We start from the raw sequence: 18,669 nt of genomic DNA, 5'->3' as shown, positions 1-18,669 counted from the left end.
GCGTCCCTGGCGCGTCCGAACCATCACGTCGAAGGAGTTGTCCATGCGGAACAGGATTCTTGCCCTTGCCGCGCTCGCAGCCGCGATCGGCTTGTCGCCTCTTGCGGCGCAGGCGCAAAGCGGTGTCACCGTCGGGCGCGCGCCCGTCGTGGTCGACAGCGGCCCGACGATTGCCGTCGAACAGCGGCCGGCTTTCCGCGACTATGTCGTCGAACAACGTGTGCCGGCTTTCAGCATTCCGGACCGTATCGTGGTCGGCACCACCTTACCCGAGGCAGGCGTCACTTATTATGACGTGCCGCAACGCTTCGGCGCCACCACCTATCGCTACACCGTCGTGAATGGCGAGACCGTGCTGGTCGAGCCCCGCTCGCGCCGCATCGTCGAGGTGGTCGACTAAATCAGTTCGACTCGATGTCCGGCGCGTCACATCAGGCTGGCGCGAGCAGTTAAGCGGACACAGGCCCCGCCCGGTCCTCCCCCCGCCGGGCGGGGCATTTTTTTGCGCTGTCATTCCGGGGCGCGCCACTTGGCGCGAGCCCGGAATCCATACTCATGATCGTGGTTATGGATTCCGGGCTCGTGCTTCGCACGCCCCGGAATGACACCGGTGTTTGCCCCGCGAGCGCGCCTCAGTCCTGGATCTTCGAGAAATCCGCCACCGCGCGCGTGGCGCTGCGGATCTCGTTGAGCAGCTTCAGGCGGTTCTCGCGCACTTTCGGATCATCGTCGTTGACGCGGACTTTTTCGAAGAACGCATCGACCGGCGGACGCAGCTTTGCCATCGCGCTCATGGCGGCGGCAAAGTCTTCCTTGGCGACGGCGGCACTTGCTTCCGCCGTCACCTCGCCGATCGCCTTGGCCAGCGCCTTCTCCTCGCCGAGGCCGTAGAGCGCCGCATCGGGCGTGCCGTCAAAGCTGCGCTTGTCCTTCTTTTCCTCGATTCCAAGGATATTACTGGCACGCTTGATGCCGGCGAGCAGGTTCTTGCCGTCGTCGGTCTCGAGGAATTTTCCGAGCGCTTCGACGCGGCGGACGATCATCAGGAGATCGTCCTGACCGCCGAGCGCGAACACGGCGTCGACGAGATCGTGACGCGCGCCCTGCTCGCGGAGCTGGACCTTCAGGCGGTCGGCGAAGAAGGCGAGGAGATCGCTGGGGAGCTTCTGCGCATCGGCGGGCTGCACGGACAAGCCGGCGAGCGCCGATGCAGCCACCTTCGTCAACGACAGCCGAAGCGCGTTCTCGGCAATCAGTCTAATCACGCCGAGAGCCGCACGACGCAGCGCATACGGGTCCTTGCTCCCGGTCGGCTTCTCGTCGATGGCCCAGAAGCCGACGAGCGTATCGAGCTTGTCGGCGAGCGCGACCGCCACGCTGACCGGATCGGTCGGCACGCGGTCCGCAGGCCCTTGCGGCTTGTAGTGCTCTTCGCACGCAGCTGCGACGGAGCCGTCCTCGCCTTGCGCCAGCGCGTAGTACTTGCCCATCAAGCCCTGCACTTCGGGGAACTCGCCGACGACCTCCGTCAGCAAGTCCGCCTTCGCAAGATGTGCGGCGCGCGTGGCCTTCGCGACATCGGCCCCGACCAGCGGCGCAATCTCCGCGGCGAGATGCTCGATGCGCTTGATCCGCTCCGCCTGTGTCCCGAGCTTCTCGTGGAACACGATCTGCTCGAACTTCGGCAGACGTTCCTCGAGCTTGGTCTTCAGGTCCGTCTCGTAGAAGAACTTCGCATCCGACAACCGCGCGCGGATGACGCGCTCGTTGCCGGCGATGATGGTCGCACCGCCGTCGGTTGCCTCGATGTTGGCGACCAGGATGAACTTGTTGGCGAGCTTGCCGGTCTTGGGATCGCGCACCACAAAGCACTTCTGGTTGTTGCGGATGGTGGCGCGGATCACTTCCGCGGGCGTCGCCAGAAACTCCTGCTCGAATGAGCCCATCAGCACGACCGGCCATTCGACGAGGCCGGCGACCTCGTCGAGCAGGTTCTGGTCCTCGACGAGCTCGAAGCCTTGCGCAAACGCGAGCTGCTTGGCGTCGGTGAGAATCGCGTCCTTGCGGCGCTCGGGGTCGAGCACGACCTTCGCGTCGAGCAGCTTCGCTTCGTAGTCCTCGAAGCGGCGCACGCTGATCGCGTCCGGCGCCATGAAGCGATGGCCGTACGTGGTCTGTCCGGTCTCGATACCGTCGACTTCGAACTTCACGACATCGGGCTCTTCCGTCTCGAGCCCGAACGTCGCGGTGATCGCATGCAGCGGCCGCACCCAATTGAGCGAGCCCGGCTTGCCCGAGCGCGCGCCCCAGCGCATCGATTTCGGCCACGGGAAGGTGCGGATGATCACGGGCAGGATTTCCGCGAGCACGTCGATCGCGTCGCGGCCGGGCTTCTCGATCAAGCCGATGTAGAAATCACCCTTGGGGTCGCGCTGGATCTTGGCTTCGTCCAGCGATTTCAAGCCTGTCGCTTTCAGAAAGCCCTGCACGGCCGCATCGGGCGCGCCGACCTTCGGTCCGCGGCGTTCGGTCTTCAGGTCCGGCTGGCGCGCGGGGATGCCGTGCACGGTGAGCGCGAGGCGGCGCGGGGTCGAAAACGCCTTGGCGCCCTCGTAGACGAGGCCTTCGGCGACGAGCTTGTCGGTGACCATGCGGCGCAGATCCTCGGCCGCCTTGGCCTGCATGCGCGCGGGAATCTCTTCCGAGAACAGTTCAAGCAGGAGATCAGGCATCAGGCCGCTCCGCCCGCTTCAGTATGGATCCAGGCCTCACCGCAGGCCTTGGCCAGCTCGCGCACGCGAAGAATGTAGCTCTGCCGCTCGGTCACGGAGATCACGCCGCGGGCATCGAGCAGGTTGAAGACGTGGCTCGCCTTGATGCACTGGTCGTAGGCCGGCAGCGCCATCAGATGCGCCTCGCGCTTGCCGTCCTTCCAGCCGGCGTCGAGATATTTCTTGCAGGCCTGCTCCGCCATCTTGAACTGCTCGAACAGCATTGCGGTGTCGGCAACTTCAAAATTGTGCTTCGAATATTCCCGCTCGGCCTGCAGGAAGACGTCGCCATAGGTGACCTTGGCATCGCCGTCGCGGCCGTTGAAGTTGAGGTCGTAGACGCGGTCGACGCCCTGCACATACATCGCGAGGCGCTCCAGCCCGTAGGTGAGCTCGCCCGCCACCGGCGCGCATTCGAAACCCGCGACCTGCTGGAAGTAAGTGAACTGGCTGACTTCCATGCCGTCGCACCAGCATTCCCACCCCAAGCCCCAGGCGCCCAGCGTCGGGCTCTCCCAATCGTCCTCGACGAAGCGGATGTCGTGCAGGGCGGAATCGATGCCGATCGCGGCGAGCGACTTCAGGTACAGCTCCTGAAGGTTCGGCGGCGACGGCTTCATGATCACCTGGAATTGGTAGTAGTGCTGCATCCGGTTCGGGTTCTCGCCGTAACGGCCGTCCTTGGGCCGGCGCGAGGGTTGCACGTAGGCGGCGTTCCAGGGCTTTGGCCCGAGCGCGCGCAGCGTGGTCGCCGGATGGAAGGTGCCCGCGCCCATCTCCATGTCGTAGGGCTGCAGGATCACGCAGCCCTGCTCGGCCCAGAACCGCTGGAGCGCGAGGATGAAGCCCTGGAACGAGCGTTCCGGGCGCATATGGGCGGGCAATGAGGCGTCCATCGTCAGATCAGGCTCTCGCGGGGGTTTGAATCGCGCGGGACCGTATCGACGGCGGGGGTGGGAATCAAGGCAAAGGGGCGGATTCGGACTTAACTGCCACCATAGAGTGACGGTGCCGTAGGGTGGGCAAAGCGAAGCGTGCCCACCATCGTCGCCACGATTGCCGAAGGGAATCGTGGGCACGGCGCAAGAGCGCCTTTGCCCACCCCACGGCACCTTACGTGTGGCGCGACCTAGCCCGGCCGGTAAGCCCCGGTCACAGGGTCACGCTTGAGCGTTGGAATATTCCCGGCGTGAGCGGCTTCGGCGACGCGTGACAGGCGCATCTCCTCCAGCTCCTGGTTGATCCTGACGGCGGTCTTGTAGGCCCAGCGGACCACGGCAAGCCCGCCCAGGACGCCCGCGAAAGCGACGAACGGCGGCATCGGTCGTTCCTTGTCTAGTGCTCAGCCCCCACGCGCATTCTTGCGCAGACCGGCCCGCGCCGCAATTGGCTCGGGCCGGACCAAATGGCGCGGGAAGGCCTCGCCTAGAACCCGAATTTCGCCCAGATCGCCCGCGTTTCGACCGCCGAGATCAACTCGTCCGGCAGGCCGGCCATCGATTCCATGGCCAAAAGCTGCCCCGCGCCGGGCGATTTCCGGCCCAAAAGGCCGGAGAGCAGCCCGGTCGGCTGCGCGATCACGGGCGTGAGAACCTTCTCACCATAGCGGGCACGAAGAGTTGAGCGGAGATCGCCGATGCTGTCGGCGAGCCCCAGCGCGACCGAACTCTCGCCGGCCCAGTATTCGCCCGTGAACAGCGTATCGTCCGCCCCTTTCAGCCGCGCGCCACGGCTGTCCTTGACCAGCGAGATGAATATCTGGTGGATCTCGCGCTGGATCGCCTTCAGCTTGGCGACGTCCTCCGGATTCTCCGGCAGGAACGGATCGAGCATGGCTTTGTGTTCGCCTGATGTGTAGAGCCGCCGCTCGATGCCGAGCCGCTTGATCGCCTCCTGGAAACCGAAGCTGCCGCCGACCACGCCGATCGAGCCGAGGATCGAAGAGGGATCGCAGATGATCTCGTCGCCGGCGCAGGCAATCATGTAGCCGCCGGAGGCCGCGACGTCCTCGACGAACACCAGCACCGGCAGTTTCTTCTCCGCCGCGAGTTGCTTGATGCGCAGGTAGATCTGGCGCGACTGCACCGGCGAGCCGCCGGGCGAGTTGATCACCAGCGCCACCGCCTTGGCGTGCCGATACGAGAACGCGCGCTCCAGCACTTTGGCGACGCCGGCGAGCGTCATGCCCGGGCGCAGCGGCGTCACCGCGCCGATCACCCCGGACAGCCGCACCACCGGCACGACGGCCGTGCCGGGGCGGAAGCGCGCCGGCAGATATTGCATGAGCTTGTCGGCCAGGCCGGAACTCTCACGATCGTTCAACTGTTCGGCCATGCCGTTACCTCTGATTAATCATTTCTTATCACGCGACTGTCATTGGAAGTGCCCGGAACGTGTTTTGCAGAATTCCCTTTGGGAGGCTGCAATGAGCCAGCGGAGAACACCCATGAAAATTTATCTGCTGATGCTGCTGATCGGTGCGCTGTTCATGGCGATCCGCCTGACGTCTCCGCAAGAGCAGCAGCCGGAATCGCTGCCGCAGTAAGCCGTCACGGTTCCACCAGCGGCAAGGCCGCTCTCCCCTCCAGAATCTCGACCAGTTCGTTCTTGGACGCGCCTGTCTCGTCGTTGAGCATGAGACCCGGCAGCAATCGCGTCGGAGCCCGGCTCCCTTTGACCGCACGCATCAGCACGCGGATCGCAGGCTGCCCCGCCTCGCCGTGAACCGGCAGGATCGCAATACTGCCGAAGCCGCGCGACAGCGCCGCCAGGACATCGGCGATTCCATCTGCGCGCCAGATCAATGTCAGCACACCATTCGATCGGAGGATGCGCCGCGCTGCATGCACCCAGGCATTCAGGGTCTCCTCCGTCGCCACATGCGCGGTGTGACGCGCCTGGTCCGGCGAGCCCCGATGCCGGGCCGGGTCGTTGAACGGCGGATTCATCAGCACGACGTCGACGCTGTCGGGCGACAGCCCGTTTGCCGCAAAGACCTGCGCGTCGGCCGTGACATCGAGCACGATGATCTCGGCGGCAAGCGCATTCGCGGCGGCATTGGCGCGCGCCAGCTCGGCCAGTTCCGGATCGATCTCGACCAGGCTCAGCCCGATGCCGGGGACGCGCCGGGCCAACACCAGCCCGGCCGTGCCGATGCCGGCGCCGAAATCGACCACGCGGTCCCCCCGGCGGGCCACGGTCGCCGCCGCAAGCAGGATGGCGTCGTGCCCGGCGCGGTGGCCACTCCGCTTCTGCTTCAGGCGCAGCTGGCCGCCGAGAAAAGCGTCCTCGGTGATATCTACGGCCTCACTCATCGCCGCGCAGTTCGTGACTGAGACCGGCTTCGGTTAGCAACTTCCGCGCCTCCTGGGCGTCGTCCTCATGAACCAGGATCCGCCGCGGCAAAATGCCGAGCGAGCCCTCGATGATGCTCATGTTCTGGTCCAGCACCAGATGATGGATATTGGCGCCGTCGAGCAGCGCGCCGACCGCCGACACCAGCACCATATCGTTGGTCCGAACCAGTTCACGCAAAACGCAGGTTTCCTTGCCTGAAAGGGGGCTAAAGCGGCAAATGTCAATGGTTCCGCGGGCCTTGCCGCATCCGCCGCCAGTTTCTATTGTCTTTCCGTCAGAATAGCCCTTCCGGGGCAAATATTGGAGACCGGCGTGGCCGTCATCGTACCTTTCGAAACTCCCGGCGCGTCGATCGAAGAGCTGGTTGCCCTTGTCGCCCCTGACATGGAGCGCGTCAACGCCACGATCCTGTCGCGGACCGGTTCGGACGTGACCATGATCCCGGAGGTCGCCAACCACCTGATCTCCTCCGGCGGCAAGCGGCTCCGGCCGATGCTAACGCTCGCCATGGCAAACCTCGCCGGCTACGCTGGCGACGGCCATATCAAGCTGGCGGCCAGCGTCGAGTTCATGCATACCGCCACGCTGCTGCACGACGACGTCGTCGACGAGAGCGAGCTGCGGCGTGGCAAGCTGTCGGCGCGCATGCTCTGGGGCAACGAGGCGAGCGTGCTGGTCGGCGACTTCCTGCTCGGCCAAGCCTTCCGCATGATGGTCGAGGTCGGCTCGCTTCGCGCGCTCGACATCCTCTCCGCGGCCGCCGCCACCATCGCCGAGGGCGAGGTGATGCAGCTTGCCGCGGCCAAGAACACCGCGACCACCGAGGACGAATATCTCGCCGTGATCCGCGGCAAGACCGCCGAATTGTTCGCAGCCGCGTGCGAGGTCGGCCCCGTGATCGCCAACCGCCCGAAGGCGGAGCAAACCGCCTGCCGCTCGGTCGGCATGAATCTCGGCATCGCCTTCCAGCTCGTCGACGACGTGCTCGACTATGGCGGCAAGAGCGCCAAGCTCGGCAAGAACACCGGCGACGATTTCCGCGAGGGCAAGATCACCCTGCCGGTGGTGCTCGCCTTCCGCCGCGGCAACGACACCGAGCGCGCGTTCTGGATCAAGGCGCTGGAGCGCGGCGAGATCGGCGATAGCGACCTCGATCACGCCATCGGCCTGATGAACAAGCACCGCGCGCTCGAGGACACGCTGAGCCGCGCCCAGCACTACGGCGCCATGGCGGTGGATGCGCTGGCGCTGTTCCCATCTTCACCGATGAAGAGCGCGCTGGAGCAGGTGGTGGCGTTCTGTCTGGCGCGATCGCATTAGGATTGGTGCCTGCAGCTTACCAGGCCGGGACGGCACTCCTGAGATAGCGCCGACACTGCATCGACACCGCTCACTTCTGTGTCCCGGACGCGCTGCAGCGTGAAACGCTGCTGCGCAGAGCCGGGACCCACGCGATATCCACAATCATCTGCGACATAGGCCCCGGCTCTGCAGCGCACCGGACGATGCTTCGCATCGCCGGGGACGCTGCGCTGCGTCCGGGGCACGAGAGCGGTTCAGTGCGCGACTGCTCTTCAGCTCTCCACCACAGCCCGGTCTCACTCGCTCCGCACGCTTCGTCCCGTCACCGAGTTACTTGCTTTTTGCAAGTTACTGCCCTAGCTTCCCGCCATGCAGCCAAAATCCTCGTCCATCCAGGAATGCCCGGTCGGCCGCGCGGTGGAGACCGTTGGCGAATGGTGGAGCATCTTGATTCTCCGGGACGCGTTCCAGGGCGCGACGCGGTTTGACGAATTCTCGCAAAGCCTCGGGATCGCGCCGAACATCCTGTCGCGGCGGCTTGCCCATCTCACCGCATCAGGCATGTTCGTGCGCCGCCGCTATCAGGAGCGGCCGCCGCGTTACGAATATGTTCTGACCGACAAGGCGCGCGATTTCTTCCCGGTGATCGCTACGCTGCTCGCCTGGGGCAACAAGCATCTCGCACCCAAGGGCGAATCCATCGTGCTGGCGAACCGGAGCAGCACTCGCCCGTTCGATCCGATCGTTGTCGACGCTGCCAACATGCAGCCGATCACGCTTGCTAATGCTGTCGTCGTCGCCGGCCCCCGCGCCAGCCGCGGCATGCGCAAGCGTCTCGCTTCGCTCAAGGCCATGAACCCGGCCGTCGCGCCGGCTGGAGACTGACATGCGTCGTATCGTCGTGACGGGAATGGGAGCGGTGTCGCCGCTCGGCTGCGGTGTCGAAACCTCCTGGCGCCGGCTGCTCGCCGGACACAGCGGACTTCGCCCGCTGCCCGAATGGGCACAAGTCCTTCCGGCGCGCATTGCCGGACTCGTGCCTGACAAGGCCGACGATGCCGACGGCGGCTTCGATCCCGCGCAGGCGGCCGCGCCAAAAGACCAGCGCAAGATGGACCGCTTCATCCTGTTCGCGCTGCTCGCCACCGCAGAAGCCGTCGCGCAGGCCAGATGGACGCCGCAGGATATGGCCGCGCTGGAACGGACCGCGACGATCATTGGCTCCGGCGTCGGCGGCTTTCCGGCGATGGCGGAGGCGGTGCGCATTACCGAGCAGCGCGGCGTGCGCCGGCTCTCGCCGTTCACGATACCCTCGTTTTTGGCCAATCTCGCCGCCGGCCACGTCTCGATCAAATACGGCTACAAGGGCGCGCTGGGCACACCGGTCACGGCGTGCGCCGCCGGCGTCCAGGCGATCGGCGATGCCGCGCGCATGATCCGCGCGGGCGAAGCCGATATCGCGATCTGCGGCGGCGCGGAGGCCTGCATCGATATCGTCAGCCTCGGCGGCTTTGCCGCAGCGCGCGCGCTATCGAGCGGCTTCAACGACGAACCCGCACGCGCCTCACGCCCGTTCGATCGCGACCGCGATGGCTTCGTCATGGGCGAAGGCGCCGGCATTCTCGTCATCGAAGAGCTGGAACATGCGCTCGCGCGTGGCGCCACGCCGATTGCAGAGGTGATCGGATACGGCACGACGGCGGACGCCTACCACATGACATCAGGTCCGCCCGATGGCGACGGCGCCCGCCGCGCCATGGAGATCGCGCTCCGGCAGGCGAGCCTTGCGCCGGCCGATCTGCAGCACCTGAATGCGCACGCGACATCGACGCCGGCGGGCGACGAGAGCGAGCTTGGCGCCATCGCCGCGCTGTTCGGCCGTAACCGCGGCATCGCCGTCAGCGCCACCAAATCGGCCACCGGCCATCTACTCGGCGCCGCCGGCGGCCTCGAGGCGATCTTCACCGTGCTCGCTTTGCGCGATCAGATCGCACCGCCGACGCTCAATCTCGAAAACCCCGATGCGGGCGCCGATGGCATCGACATCGTCGCCGGCAGCGCGCGGCCGATGCCGATGCAACACGCGATCTCCAACGGTTTCGGCTTCGGCGGGGTGAATGCCAGCGTGATCTTCCGCCGCATGGATTAAACGACGGGCCCCCTTCGAGCCAGAAGGCTTGCAATCGCGGTGCGCTGCGCTACGAAAACAGGATGATCGAAACGAATTTCTGGCTGTTCCTGGCCGCGGCCTGTCTCATCGCCGCTGTTCCCGGTCCCGGCATCTTCTACGTCGCGGCACGGACCTTGTCGGAGGGACGCGACAGCGGCTTTGCATCGACCGCGGGCACGGCGCTGGGCGGGCTGGTTCATGTCGTCGCGGGCAGCCTCGGCATTTCCGCGATCATCCTCGCCAGCGCCGAACTGTTCGCCGCCGTCAAATTCGTCGGCGTGCTCTATCTGGTCTGGCTCGGCATCAAGACGTTCCGCAGCGCCGGCCGCGCATTGTCGATCGCGAGCGAGCCGACCGGTGACAAGCGCGCGTTCCGCGACGGCGTGCTGGTCGAGTCGCTGAACCCGAAGATCGCCGCGTTTTTCCTCGCCTTCATTCCGCAATTCCTAGATCCCGCGGGATCGAGCCCCACGCTGCAGTTCATCATGCTCGGCGCAATCTCGGTGGCGTTGAATACGCTCGCCGATATCGTCGTGGTGCTGATGGCCTCAGCAACACGCACGCAGCTGATGGGACGGCCGCATCTGATGCGGCGTCTCACGCAGGGCTCCGGCGTCTTCATCGCCGGCCTCGGCCTGTCGCTGGCACTGGTGCGGCGGCCGGCGAATGGATAGCGCTCCGATGCTCGCTCCACAAAGCCGCTTCTACGAGTCTCATGGTCTGAGGCTGCATTACGCCGATTGGGGCAATGAGAGCGCGCCGCCTCTGATCCTGGTCCATGGCGGCCGCGATCACTGCCGGAGCTGGGACGTCATCGCCCGCTCGCTGCAGCCGCATTTTCATGTGGTCGCGCCCGATTTGCGCGGCCACGGCGATTCCGACTGGACCAGAGGCGGCAGCTACGCGCTGACCGAATATGTCTACGATCTCGCCCAGCTCATCCGCACCATCGCAACGCCTGAAGTGACTCTCATCGGCCATTCGATGGGCGGCATGGTGAGCCTGATCTTTTCGGGCGCATTCCCCGAGCAGGTCGCAAAGCTGGTCGTGCTCGACGGCGTGACCATGTTGCCGGACACGCCGAAGCCGCCGGCGCATGAGCGCATCGGCAAATGGGTCGGCCAGCTCGACAAGCTGCACGACCGCACGCCGCGCCGCTATGCGACCCTCGAAGACGCGGCCGCACAGATGGTACAGCACAACAAGCGCCTGTCCCGCGACCTCGCGCTGCATCTCGCCACGCACGGCGCGCGGCAGAACGAGGACGGCACCTATAGCTGGAAGTTCGATCCCTATCAGCGCGCCTCCGCGCCGCACCGGCTCTGGCCGGACGATCACGTCGCGCTGTGGTCGCGCATCGCCTGCCCGACCCTGCTGCTCAACGCCGGCGAGAGCTTTCTCGCCGGTGCCAGAGCAGCAGGCCTTGAGCGGTATTTCCAGAACGCGCGGGTCGAGACCATCTCAGGCGCGGGGCACTGGCTGCAGCACGACAAGCCGCAGGAGGTGCTGGGCGAGATCCGACAATTTCTCGGACTGGCTGAGGAAGGCAGCGGCTAGCTCGACTGCCGCAGGTGGGCAAAGGCGCGACAGCGCCGTGCCCACCATGCATCCGGATTGCACGAACAATTTGGTGGCGGCGCTTTGCCCACCTTACGGCACCGTCGCCGGAGAAAGAGCTAGCTCAACGTCCCCGCATGCACCCACCAGCCGGGATGATCGCGCCGGATCTTTTCGGCCGCGGCATGCGTATCGGCGGGCGAGCCGTAGATCGCAAAGCACGTCGCGCCCGAGCCGGACATGCGGGCGAGCTTGACGCCGGCGGAGCCACGCAAGGCCTCCAGCACCTCGCCGATGACAGGTTCGATACGCAGCGCAGGCTCTTCGAGATCGTTGGCGACGGTTTCGAGAACGTCGACCCAATCGGCGATCGACCCACCCTCCTCCGGCCAGGCCGGAGCACGGAGAACCGAGGTGGCGCCAACCAGGAGCTCGCCGTTTCGCAGGCCCAGCTCCTGGAAAACATCCTTGGTGGCCACAGGCACGCGCGGATTGACCATCACGCATGGCATGCTCGGCAGCGCGAGCGGCAGCAGCTGCTCGCCGACGCCGGTCATGTCGCAGGCGCGCGAGAACAGGCACACCGGCACGTCGGCGCCGGTCGCGAGCGCGACCTTCTGCAGGCGCGGATCATCGAGCGACAAATCGTTGAGACGCGCCAGGAGCCGCAGGGCTGCTGCAGCATCAGCCGAGCCGCCGCCGATGCCCGCGGCAACCGGCAGCACCTTGTCGAGCGCGAAGGCGCCGAGCTTCAGGTTCGGCACCGCGTCAGTCAGAAGCTTGGCCGCCTTGAAGACGAGATTGTCCGCGGTTTCGCCGCAAGCCGCGGCAAGCGGTCCGGTGGTGGTGAGCTTCAGCTCGCCGCCCGGCTCCAAGGTAAGCCGATCGGCGCAGTCGGCGAACGCGACCACGCTTTCGAGATCATGATAGCCATCCGCACGACGGCCGACGACGCGAAGGCTGAGATTGACCTTCGCCCGTCCTTCTTCAATCAACGCCGGCATCGGCGACACGCCCCCAACTTCACCCAGACTAGCCGCCCTTGCCGTCATCCTTTTTCTTCTCGGCCTGCGCTGCGGAGGAGTTCGAATTGTCGTCGGCCAGACCGTTAGCGATCTTGGCCTCGATCTTCGGAAGCTCTTCCGGCTCGGGCTTGAGATCGCGCGCGTGCGCCCACTGGAATTTGGCTTCCAGCGTGCGGCCGACCCGCCAATAGGCATCGCCGAGATGGTCGTTGATGGTGGGATCCTCGGGCTTGAGGTCGATGGCGCGTTCGAGGTTCTTCACCGCTTCTTCGTAATTGCCGATGCGGTAATAGGCCCAGCCCAGTGAATCGACGATGTAGCCGTCGTCGGGACGCTGCTCGACGGCGCGCTTGATCATCTTCATGCCTTCGTCGAGGTTGATCCCCTGGTCGATCCAGGAATAGCCGAGATAGTTGAGGACGTGCGGCTGGTCGGGCTGCAGCTCGAGCGCCTTCTTCATGTCGGCCTCGGCCTTGGCCCACTGCTTGGAGCGTTCCTCGCAGATACCACGATAATAGTACCAGACGCTGTTGGCCTTATCGTTGCCCGGTGTCAGCGCGTCGATGCCTTGCGAATAGGTCGCGCCGCAATCGCCGAACTTCTTGCGGCCGCGCTCGATATTGCCGAGCGCCATGATCGCTTCGAGGTCCTTGGCATCCTCCGATGTGACGCCCTTGAGGATCTTGATCGCCTCGTCGGTGCGGTCGGCGGAATCCAGATCGATGGCAAGCTGGATCTGCGCGTTGCGCTTGAGCGGCGAGCTCGCCGGCACGCGCTCATAGACCTTGATCGCCATCTGCGGCCGCTTCACCGACTCGTAGAGATCGGCGAGCGAGAGCAGCGCCAGCGGATGGGTCGGCTGGAGGTAAAGCGAGAGCTGGAGATAGACCAGCGCCAGGTCCTCGCCGCCGCGGCGGGTGAGCGTGGCGCCGATGCCGTAGAGCGCTTCGGCGGCGCCGGCCTGGGCGGAATCGACCAGCGGCGGCATTTTCTTGCCGGCCTTGGTCTCGCGCAGGCCTTCCTGGATCAGCGGATGGCGCGCGAGCTTCTTGTCGAAGGCCTGGTAGACGGTGGTCGCGGCGGCGGAATCCTTGTTGCGCGACAGCCAGCGCGCATAAGCCTCGGTCACGCGCAGCATGGAATCGTCCAGCTTGTAGGCGCGCTCGAAGCGGGTGCCGGCGTCCTTCTCCTTGCCGGCGAGTTCGAGGATCATGCCGGCGTGAAGGTCCTTGAACAGCGGGTACCATTCGGGACCTGCCAGCTTGTCGATGGTGGCCACACCGCCCTTGGCGTCGCCCGCACCGTAGGCGGCCCAACCCGACAGCAGCGTGGCGACGAGATCGGTGATCGGACCGCGGATCGACTGGTTGATGTTGGTCTGCGCGGCTGCGTATTTCTTCACCTTGAGATCATGCACGCCGACGACGAGACGCGCGACGCGGTTGGTCTTGTCGATGGTGAGGATGCGCTCGGCGAGCTTGACCGCTTCATCGATGTCGCCGTCGGCGACCGAGGAGATGAAGGCGCGGTCGAGCAGCTCGTTGTTCTTGGGATCCGTGCGCAGCGCCGAACGGTAGAAGGCGGCGGCGGAAGCCGCGTCGCGCTCGACGCTGGCGTGGCGGGCGGCGAGATAACTGCCGGAGGTCGTCAGCGACTTCAGATCGTTCCGGGTCGGAAACTGCGCCGCCGTGTTTTCCGGGTGATCCGGCGTCTGCGCCAGGACCCTGCCCGGGACGGTCGCGAGCGCTGTGCCCATGAGGGCGATGGCGGCAACAGTCCAGCGGTTGAAACGATTTGAGAACATCAGGGCTCGCCTTGGGTTGGTGGTGCCTGGTTTGCAGCAGAGGGCCGTATCGCAAGCGAACGCGGCCGGTGGCATGGTGACCCGGAACCGTCGGGTCGGACAATGCCGCTTTTGGCGCTTCGCCGCAAGGATTCGGGCCGGACGATCCCCTCCGCATGCCTTAAATCGGCCAAGAGCCGTCCCAAGACGCTGCCAGTATGGCCTTATCGTGGCCGCGACCGGTGGCCGCAGCCGTGTCCTCACGCGAACGTGCGCCGGATCACCCTCGTGATCAGGTCTGCTTGCTTGGCCGGCTCTTACATCGCCTCATAGTTCGGGCCGCCGCCGCCCTCGGGGGGAACCCAGGTGATGTTGCCGTTGGGATCCTTCACGTCGCAGGTTTTGCAGTGGACGCAGTTCTGGGCGTTGATCTGGAAACGCGGGCTCGTGCCCTCTTCGACCCATTCGTAGACGCCGGCCGGGCAATAGCGATTCGAGGGACCGGCGAACACGTCGTGCTCGGAGGTCTTTTGCAGGTTCATGTCGGTGACCTTGAGATGAACCGGCTGGTCCTCCTCATGGTTGGTGTTGGACAGGAATACCGAGGACAGCTTGTCGAAGGAAATCTTGCCGTCCGGCTTCGGGTAGTTCTTGGGCGCGTGGCTCTTGGCCGGATCGAGCGTGGCGCGATCGGGCTTGGCGTGCGCCTGGGTGCCGAACAGCGAGCCGCCGAACAGCGTGTTGCACCACATGTCGAGGCCGCCCAGCGCGACGCCCAGCACGGTGCCGAACTTCGACCACAGCGGCTTGACGTTGCGGACCAGGAACAGATCCTTGCCGACCGACGAGGAACGCCACGCATTTTCGTAGTCGACGAGTTCGTCATTGGCGCGATCGGCGGCGAGCGCCGCCGCGGCATGTTCAGCCGCGAGCATGCCGGTGCCCATCGCATTGTGCACGCCCTTGATGCGCGGCACGTTGACGAAGCCAGCCGCGCAGCCGATCAGGGCGCCGCCGGGGAAGCTCAGCCTCGGCACCGACTGATAGCCGCCTTCGGTGATGGCGCGCGCACCATAGGCAAGGCGCTTGGCGCCTTCAAAGGTGCCGCGGATCGAAGGATGCGTCTTGAAGCGCTGGAACTCGTCGAACGGCGACAGGTAGGGATCGTCGTAGTTCAGATGCACGACGAAGCCGACGGCCACGAGATTGTCGTCGTAATGATAGAGGAACGAGCCGCCGCCGGTCTTCAGATCTAGCGGCCAGCCGAAGGAATGCTGGATCATGCCCTTCTGGTGCTTGGCGGGATCGATCTGCCAGACTTCCTTGAGGCCGATGCCGAACTTCGCCGGCTCGCACTTGGAGTCGAGCGCGAACTTGGCGATGAGCTGCTTGGTCAGGCTGCCGCGAGCGCCTTCGGCGAACAGCGTGTACTTGCCGAGCAACTCCATGCCACGGGTAAAAGAGTCCTTCGGCTTGCCGTCCCGGCCGATGCCCATGTCGCCGGTGGCAATGCCCTTGACGTTGCCGGCGTCGTCATAGAGCACCTCGGCCGCAGCAAAGCCCGGATAGATCTCGACGCCGAGCGCTTCGGCCTTGCGCGCCAGCCAGCGGCAGACATTGCCGAGCGAGCCGATGTAGCAATGATGGTTGTCCATCAGCGGCGGCATCATGAAATTCGGCAGCTTGATCGCACCGCCAGCCGTCATCCAGTAGAACCGGTCGTCCTTCACCTGGGTCTTCAGCGGGCAGTCGGAATCCTCGCGCCAGTCCGGAATCAGCCTGTCGAGGCCGGCAGGATCGATCACCGCGCCGGAGAGAATGTGCGCACCGACCTCGGAGCCCTTCTCCACCACGACGACGTTGAGATCGGCATTGAGCTGCTTCAGCCGGATCGCGGCCGACAAGCCGGAGGGGCCGGCGCCGACGATGACGACGTCGAATTCCATGGATTCGCGCGGGGGAAGTTCTTCGGTGCTCATCTGATCTCAGCCCTTGAGACGGTTCCTTGGTCGTTTGCGCCCCCTTGTTTCCGATTTTTCCGGGTAGGACAACAGCGGAAATGCGTTCCGCTGGGATGCAAGGCGGCCTAAGATGAACTAATAGTCTGACTTTCCAAATGATCCCCGAGCCCGCACCCACCGTCCGAGAGCTTCTCGCCTTCTATCTGGAGGCCGGGGTGGATTGCGCGCTCGCGGAGGAACCGATCGACCGCCTGGCGGAATTGGACGCCCCGCCGCCGGCTCCGCGCGTGGCGCCTCCGGTCGAGGCACCTCGCCCCGTCGCCGCCCCTGCGACCATGCGCGGCGAGGCCGCACCGGCGCCCGACATCGCGATCGCCTCCGCACGCGAAGCCGCGCGCACTGCGCCGACGCTGGAAGCGCTGCGCGAGCTGATGCAAAGCTTCGAGGGCTGCGCGCTGAAGCACACCGCGACGCGGTTGGTGTTCGCCGACGGCAATCCGCAGGCGCGCATCATGTTCGTGGGCGAAGCGCCGGGCCGCGACGAGGACATCGAGGGACTGCCCTTCGTCGGACGCAGCGGCAAGCTGCTCGATCTGATGATGGGAGCCATCGGCCTCAACCGCAGCACGGCCTACATCGCCAACGTGATTCCGTGGCGGCCGCCCGGCAACCGCACGCCGACGCCGCAGGAGACGCAGATCTGCCTGCCCTTCATCCAGCGCCAGATCGAGCTGGTGAATCCCGACGTGCTGGTGACGCTCGGCAATCCCTCGACGCAGACGCTGCTGTCGACACGCGAGGGCATCATGCGCACGCGCGGCCGCTGGTTCGACTATGAGACAGGGGCGCGCACCATCCGCGCGCTGCCGACGTTCCACCCGGCCTATCTGTTGCGCTCGCCGTCCTACAAGCGGCTGGCCTGGCAGGATCTGCGCGCGATCGCCAAGGTGCTGGCGGGATAGCGAGCTCTCGTCGGGTGGGCAAAGCGCAGCGTGCCCACCAACTCTATCGTGGCGCCGGACAGAGCCGACGTGGGCACGGCGCTATGCGCCTTTGCCCACCCTACAATTTCTGCGTTTGTCGCTACGTCCCCTTCGGCCGCACGATGGCCCAGCCGACGCGCAGCAGCTGCTGGCGACCGGTCACCAGCCATTCGAAGGCGCGCGGCACCTCCGGCACGATGCCGGGAAAGCGCTTCAGGATGTCCGGCGGCGGCGTGCCGGCGGTATCGGAGGCGCGCCAGACCACGACGCCGCCGGTCTCGCTGAATTTGGCCTGATTGATCCACGGCGTGCGCGCGGGGTCGGCATCGATGAAGAGATGCGGCCGGCCGGAATGCAGCGTGATCAGGCTTGCAAGCGACGTCTCGCCGGCCACCGCGCGCAGGCGATGGTTGGTGCGGCGGGCAAAGCTCTCGTCGAAGAAGTCCGAGATCGCACGCGCCGGCATCGAGGTCGCGATCTCGCCGGTGCCGGTCCAGGGCAGCAGCAGGACGGCGAGCACGACGCCCACGGCCGGCGCCACGACGGCCGCGGCCCACACCATGCGCAGCATCCGCGCGCGGCGCATCGCAATGAGATCCCCGGCCGCAACCACCACGGCAAGCCCGGACATGACCAGCACGACGCCAGCACCTCCGACGACGGAGTCGAGCCCGAGCAGGCCGGAGATCAGCACCGCGCCCAGCGCAGGCGCCAGCGCGAAGAAATAGACGAAGTTGCGAGCGAGCGATTCGACCGGCGGCCGATAGATGATCGGCGGCTCCTCGCCCTTGCCGGCGAACAGGCCGGTGTTGAGGAAGGTCAGCGCGGGTATCGCGGCCGCACCGAGCACGAGGCCGCCGAGCAGCCAGGCCGCTTGCAGAGCTCGGGCCTTCAGCTCCGCGACTTGCGGCAGGGCCGGCATCACCAGCGTCTCCGCGCGCATCAGCCAGACCGCGTAGGGCAGCGCCAGCACCGCGACGACGATCAGCGCGAATAACGGATCGAGCGCGCGCAGCGTCCGGCGGCCGCCGGCGGTTGACACCGCAAAGACGACGAGCAGCAGCAGCAGGAAGATCGCCGCGGGTGTCGTCAGCAGCAACAGACCGGCCTCGATCGACCAGGCGAACCAGGCATTGCCGCGACGCTGGCCGATGATTTGCCAGGAGTGCAGCAGCAGTAGCGCCCAGAGCGGCCGGGCCAGGACGAGGGGGCCGAAGTCGAGCGCCGACGAGGAGAAGGCGAGCACCGTCATGGTCAAGAGCACGGCGAGCACCGCCTGCTGCGAGCCGACCACGGCGCGGGACAGGTAGTAGAGCGTGATGAAGGTCGCGATCTCGCAGAGCTCGGCCAGCACATAGACGCCGAACATGTGGCCGCCGGCGGCGCGATAGGCGATGTCGGCGAGCCAGACCGGCAAGGGTGGGCCGAGATCGGTGCCGACCTGGTATTCGCGTCCGAAAGCCAGCAGCGTCGCGAGGGCGCCGGGCGGGCTGCGATAGAACACCAGCGCGACGAACAGCCACATCGCGGCCTGCAGCAGCACGGCGATCCAGACGATCAGCCGCGGCCGGGCGCGAATGAGCTCGATGACCAGGGAGGTAAACCGCATGCAACGCCCGAAAGATGCAGCCAACCCGTCCAGCCGGCCCTATTCGCTCACGTATACTTTGATAAGGGGCGTCACGCGTCGTGGCAACGACGGTTTGCCCGTCATGCCCGGGCTTGGCCCGGGCATCCACGTTCTTTCGTGTCACGGGCAA

General features: G+C 65.9%; 17 protein-coding genes. 7 read left to right on the top strand and 10 right to left on the bottom strand.

The features are described 5' to 3' along the window. The first annotated feature begins 43 nt into the window (after positions 1-43). The gene (locus tag CIT39_RS08895; protein ID WP_094975868.1) at positions 44-400 is read left to right on the top strand and encodes a DUF1236 domain-containing protein; all 357 of its coding nucleotides are present in this window, start codon (positions 44-46) and stop codon (positions 398-400) included. Between the two features lie 232 nt (positions 401-632). Here CIT39_RS08895 and glyS read toward each other — a convergent pair whose 3' ends face one another. From glyS to CIT39_RS08865, 6 genes are all read right to left on the bottom strand, one after another. Continuing rightward, positions 633-2,732, bottom strand: a complete 2,100-nt coding sequence (glyS, locus tag CIT39_RS08890; RefSeq protein WP_094975676.1) for a glycine--tRNA ligase subunit beta — start codon at positions 2,730-2,732, stop codon at positions 633-635. Then, entirely contained in the window at positions 2,732-3,667 is a 936-nt protein-coding gene (locus CIT39_RS08885) for a glycine--tRNA ligase subunit alpha (protein WP_094975677.1), read from the bottom strand. The genes glyS and CIT39_RS08885 overlap by 1 nt, the downstream gene beginning before the upstream one ends. 233 nt (positions 3,668-3,900) lie before the next feature. Continuing rightward, positions 3,901-4,092, bottom strand: a complete 192-nt coding sequence (locus CIT39_RS08880; protein WP_094975678.1) for a hypothetical protein — start codon at positions 4,090-4,092, stop codon at positions 3,901-3,903. A 104-nt stretch (positions 4,093-4,196) separates the two neighbouring features. Then, entirely contained in the window at positions 4,197-5,105 is a 909-nt protein-coding gene (locus tag CIT39_RS08875) for a S49 family peptidase (RefSeq protein WP_094975679.1), read from the bottom strand. A 215-nt stretch (positions 5,106-5,320) separates the two neighbouring features. Then, positions 5,321-6,085, bottom strand: coding sequence for a tRNA1(Val) (adenine(37)-N6)-methyltransferase (locus tag CIT39_RS08870; protein WP_094975680.1), 765 nt, complete (start codon positions 6,083-6,085; stop codon positions 5,321-5,323). Next, positions 6,078-6,305 (bottom strand): putative signal transducing protein, encoded by a 228-nt coding sequence (locus CIT39_RS08865; protein ID WP_094975681.1) that lies wholly within the window; start codon positions 6,303-6,305, stop codon positions 6,078-6,080. The genes CIT39_RS08870 and CIT39_RS08865 overlap by 8 nt, the downstream gene beginning before the upstream one ends. Before the next feature lie 135 nt (positions 6,306-6,440). On the opposite strand from CIT39_RS08865, the gene CIT39_RS08860 reads away from it, so the two are divergent. The 5 genes from CIT39_RS08860 to CIT39_RS08840 all read left to right on the top strand — a co-directional run bounded on the left by CIT39_RS08860 (position 6,441) and on the right by CIT39_RS08840 (position 11,157). Beyond that, positions 6,441-7,448, top strand: a complete 1,008-nt coding sequence (locus CIT39_RS08860) for a polyprenyl synthetase family protein (RefSeq protein WP_094975869.1) — start codon at positions 6,441-6,443, stop codon at positions 7,446-7,448. Positions 7,449-7,799: 351 nt separating this feature from the next. Further along, complete coding sequence (locus CIT39_RS08855) at positions 7,800-8,315, top strand: winged helix-turn-helix transcriptional regulator (RefSeq protein WP_094975682.1); 516 nt, start codon at positions 7,800-7,802, stop codon at positions 8,313-8,315. Position 8,316: 1 nt separating this feature from the next. Then, a complete protein-coding gene (gene fabF, locus CIT39_RS08850; protein ID WP_094975683.1) occupies positions 8,317-9,579 on the top strand; it encodes a beta-ketoacyl-ACP synthase II in 1,263 nt (420 codons plus the stop codon). Positions 9,580-9,641: 62 nt separating this feature from the next. After that, positions 9,642-10,274 carry a LysE family translocator gene (locus CIT39_RS08845; RefSeq protein WP_094975684.1) on the top strand — a complete coding sequence of 211 codons (633 nt, stop codon included), beginning with the start codon at positions 9,642-9,644 and terminating at the stop codon, positions 10,272-10,274. A gap of 7 nt (positions 10,275-10,281) precedes the next feature. Beyond that, positions 10,282-11,157: an alpha/beta fold hydrolase gene (locus tag CIT39_RS08840; protein WP_094975685.1), complete on the top strand. Its 876-nt coding sequence runs from the start codon at positions 10,282-10,284 to the stop codon at positions 11,155-11,157. A 119-nt stretch (positions 11,158-11,276) separates the two neighbouring features. Here the strand turns inward: CIT39_RS08840 and CIT39_RS08835 are convergent, their stop codons facing one another. The 3 genes from CIT39_RS08835 to CIT39_RS08825 all read right to left on the bottom strand — a co-directional run bounded on the left by CIT39_RS08835 (position 11,277) and on the right by CIT39_RS08825 (position 15,944). Further along, complete coding sequence (locus tag CIT39_RS08835; RefSeq protein ID WP_162308420.1) at positions 11,277-12,161, bottom strand: 4-(cytidine 5'-diphospho)-2-C-methyl-D-erythritol kinase; 885 nt, start codon at positions 12,159-12,161, stop codon at positions 11,277-11,279. 28 nt (positions 12,162-12,189) lie between these two features. Beyond that, positions 12,190-13,986: a tetratricopeptide repeat protein gene (locus CIT39_RS08830; protein WP_094975687.1), complete on the bottom strand. Its 1,797-nt coding sequence runs from the start codon at positions 13,984-13,986 to the stop codon at positions 12,190-12,192. A 296-nt stretch (positions 13,987-14,282) separates the two neighbouring features. Further along, the gene (locus tag CIT39_RS08825; protein ID WP_094975688.1) at positions 14,283-15,944 is read right to left on the bottom strand and encodes an electron transfer flavoprotein-ubiquinone oxidoreductase; all 1,662 of its coding nucleotides are present in this window, start codon (positions 15,942-15,944) and stop codon (positions 14,283-14,285) included. Positions 15,945-16,081: 137 nt separating this feature from the next. Between CIT39_RS08825 and CIT39_RS08820 the strand changes: the two genes are divergently transcribed. Next, positions 16,082-16,888: a uracil-DNA glycosylase gene (locus CIT39_RS08820; RefSeq protein WP_094975689.1), complete on the top strand. Its 807-nt coding sequence runs from the start codon at positions 16,082-16,084 to the stop codon at positions 16,886-16,888. A gap of 121 nt (positions 16,889-17,009) precedes the next feature. Here the strand turns inward: CIT39_RS08820 and CIT39_RS08815 are convergent, their stop codons facing one another. Continuing rightward, positions 17,010-18,518 carry a glycosyltransferase family 39 protein gene (locus tag CIT39_RS08815; protein ID WP_094975690.1) on the bottom strand — a complete coding sequence of 503 codons (1,509 nt, stop codon included), beginning with the start codon at positions 18,516-18,518 and terminating at the stop codon, positions 17,010-17,012. Between the last annotated feature and the right edge of the window lie 151 nt (positions 18,519-18,669).

This window comes from Bradyrhizobium symbiodeficiens (genome assembly GCF_002266465.3).
Lineage (GTDB): Bacteria > Pseudomonadota > Alphaproteobacteria > Rhizobiales > Xanthobacteraceae > Bradyrhizobium > Bradyrhizobium symbiodeficiens.
Note: the sequence above shows the minus strand (reverse complement) of the source record. Positions and strands in the feature narration are given on the sequence as shown.

Excerpts from the sequence above, each read along its gene's own strand:
- CIT39_RS08895 (WP_094975868.1), top strand. The coding sequence starts at position 44 with ATGCGGAACAGGATTCTTGCCCTTGCCGCGCTCGCAGCCGCGATCGGC.
- glyS (WP_094975676.1), bottom strand. The coding sequence starts at position 2,732 with ATGCCTGATCTCCTGCTTGAACTGTTCTCGGAAGAGATTCCCGCGCGC.
- CIT39_RS08885 (WP_094975677.1), bottom strand. The coding sequence starts at position 3,667 with ATGGACGCCTCATTGCCCGCCCATATGCGCCCGGAACGCTCGTTCCAG.
- CIT39_RS08880 (WP_094975678.1), bottom strand. The coding sequence starts at position 4,092 with ATGCCGCCGTTCGTCGCTTTCGCGGGCGTCCTGGGCGGGCTTGCCGTG.
- CIT39_RS08875 (WP_094975679.1), bottom strand. The coding sequence starts at position 5,105 with ATGGCCGAACAGTTGAACGATCGTGAGAGTTCCGGCCTGGCCGACAAG.
- CIT39_RS08870 (WP_094975680.1), bottom strand. The coding sequence starts at position 6,085 with ATGAGTGAGGCCGTAGATATCACCGAGGACGCTTTTCTCGGCGGCCAG.
- CIT39_RS08855 (WP_094975682.1), top strand. The coding sequence starts at position 7,800 with ATGCAGCCAAAATCCTCGTCCATCCAGGAATGCCCGGTCGGCCGCGCG.
- fabF (WP_094975683.1), top strand. The coding sequence starts at position 8,317 with ATGCGTCGTATCGTCGTGACGGGAATGGGAGCGGTGTCGCCGCTCGGC.
- CIT39_RS08845 (WP_094975684.1), top strand. The coding sequence starts at position 9,642 with ATGATCGAAACGAATTTCTGGCTGTTCCTGGCCGCGGCCTGTCTCATC.
- CIT39_RS08840 (WP_094975685.1), top strand. The coding sequence starts at position 10,282 with ATGCTCGCTCCACAAAGCCGCTTCTACGAGTCTCATGGTCTGAGGCTG.
- CIT39_RS08835 (WP_162308420.1), bottom strand. The coding sequence starts at position 12,161 with ATGCCGGCGTTGATTGAAGAAGGACGGGCGAAGGTCAATCTCAGCCTT.
- CIT39_RS08830 (WP_094975687.1), bottom strand. The coding sequence starts at position 13,986 with ATGTTCTCAAATCGTTTCAACCGCTGGACTGTTGCCGCCATCGCCCTC.
- CIT39_RS08825 (WP_094975688.1), bottom strand. The coding sequence starts at position 15,944 with ATGAGCACCGAAGAACTTCCCCCGCGCGAATCCATGGAATTCGACGTC.
- CIT39_RS08820 (WP_094975689.1), top strand. The coding sequence starts at position 16,082 with ATGATCCCCGAGCCCGCACCCACCGTCCGAGAGCTTCTCGCCTTCTAT.
- CIT39_RS08815 (WP_094975690.1), bottom strand. The coding sequence starts at position 18,518 with ATGCGGTTTACCTCCCTGGTCATCGAGCTCATTCGCGCCCGGCCGCGG.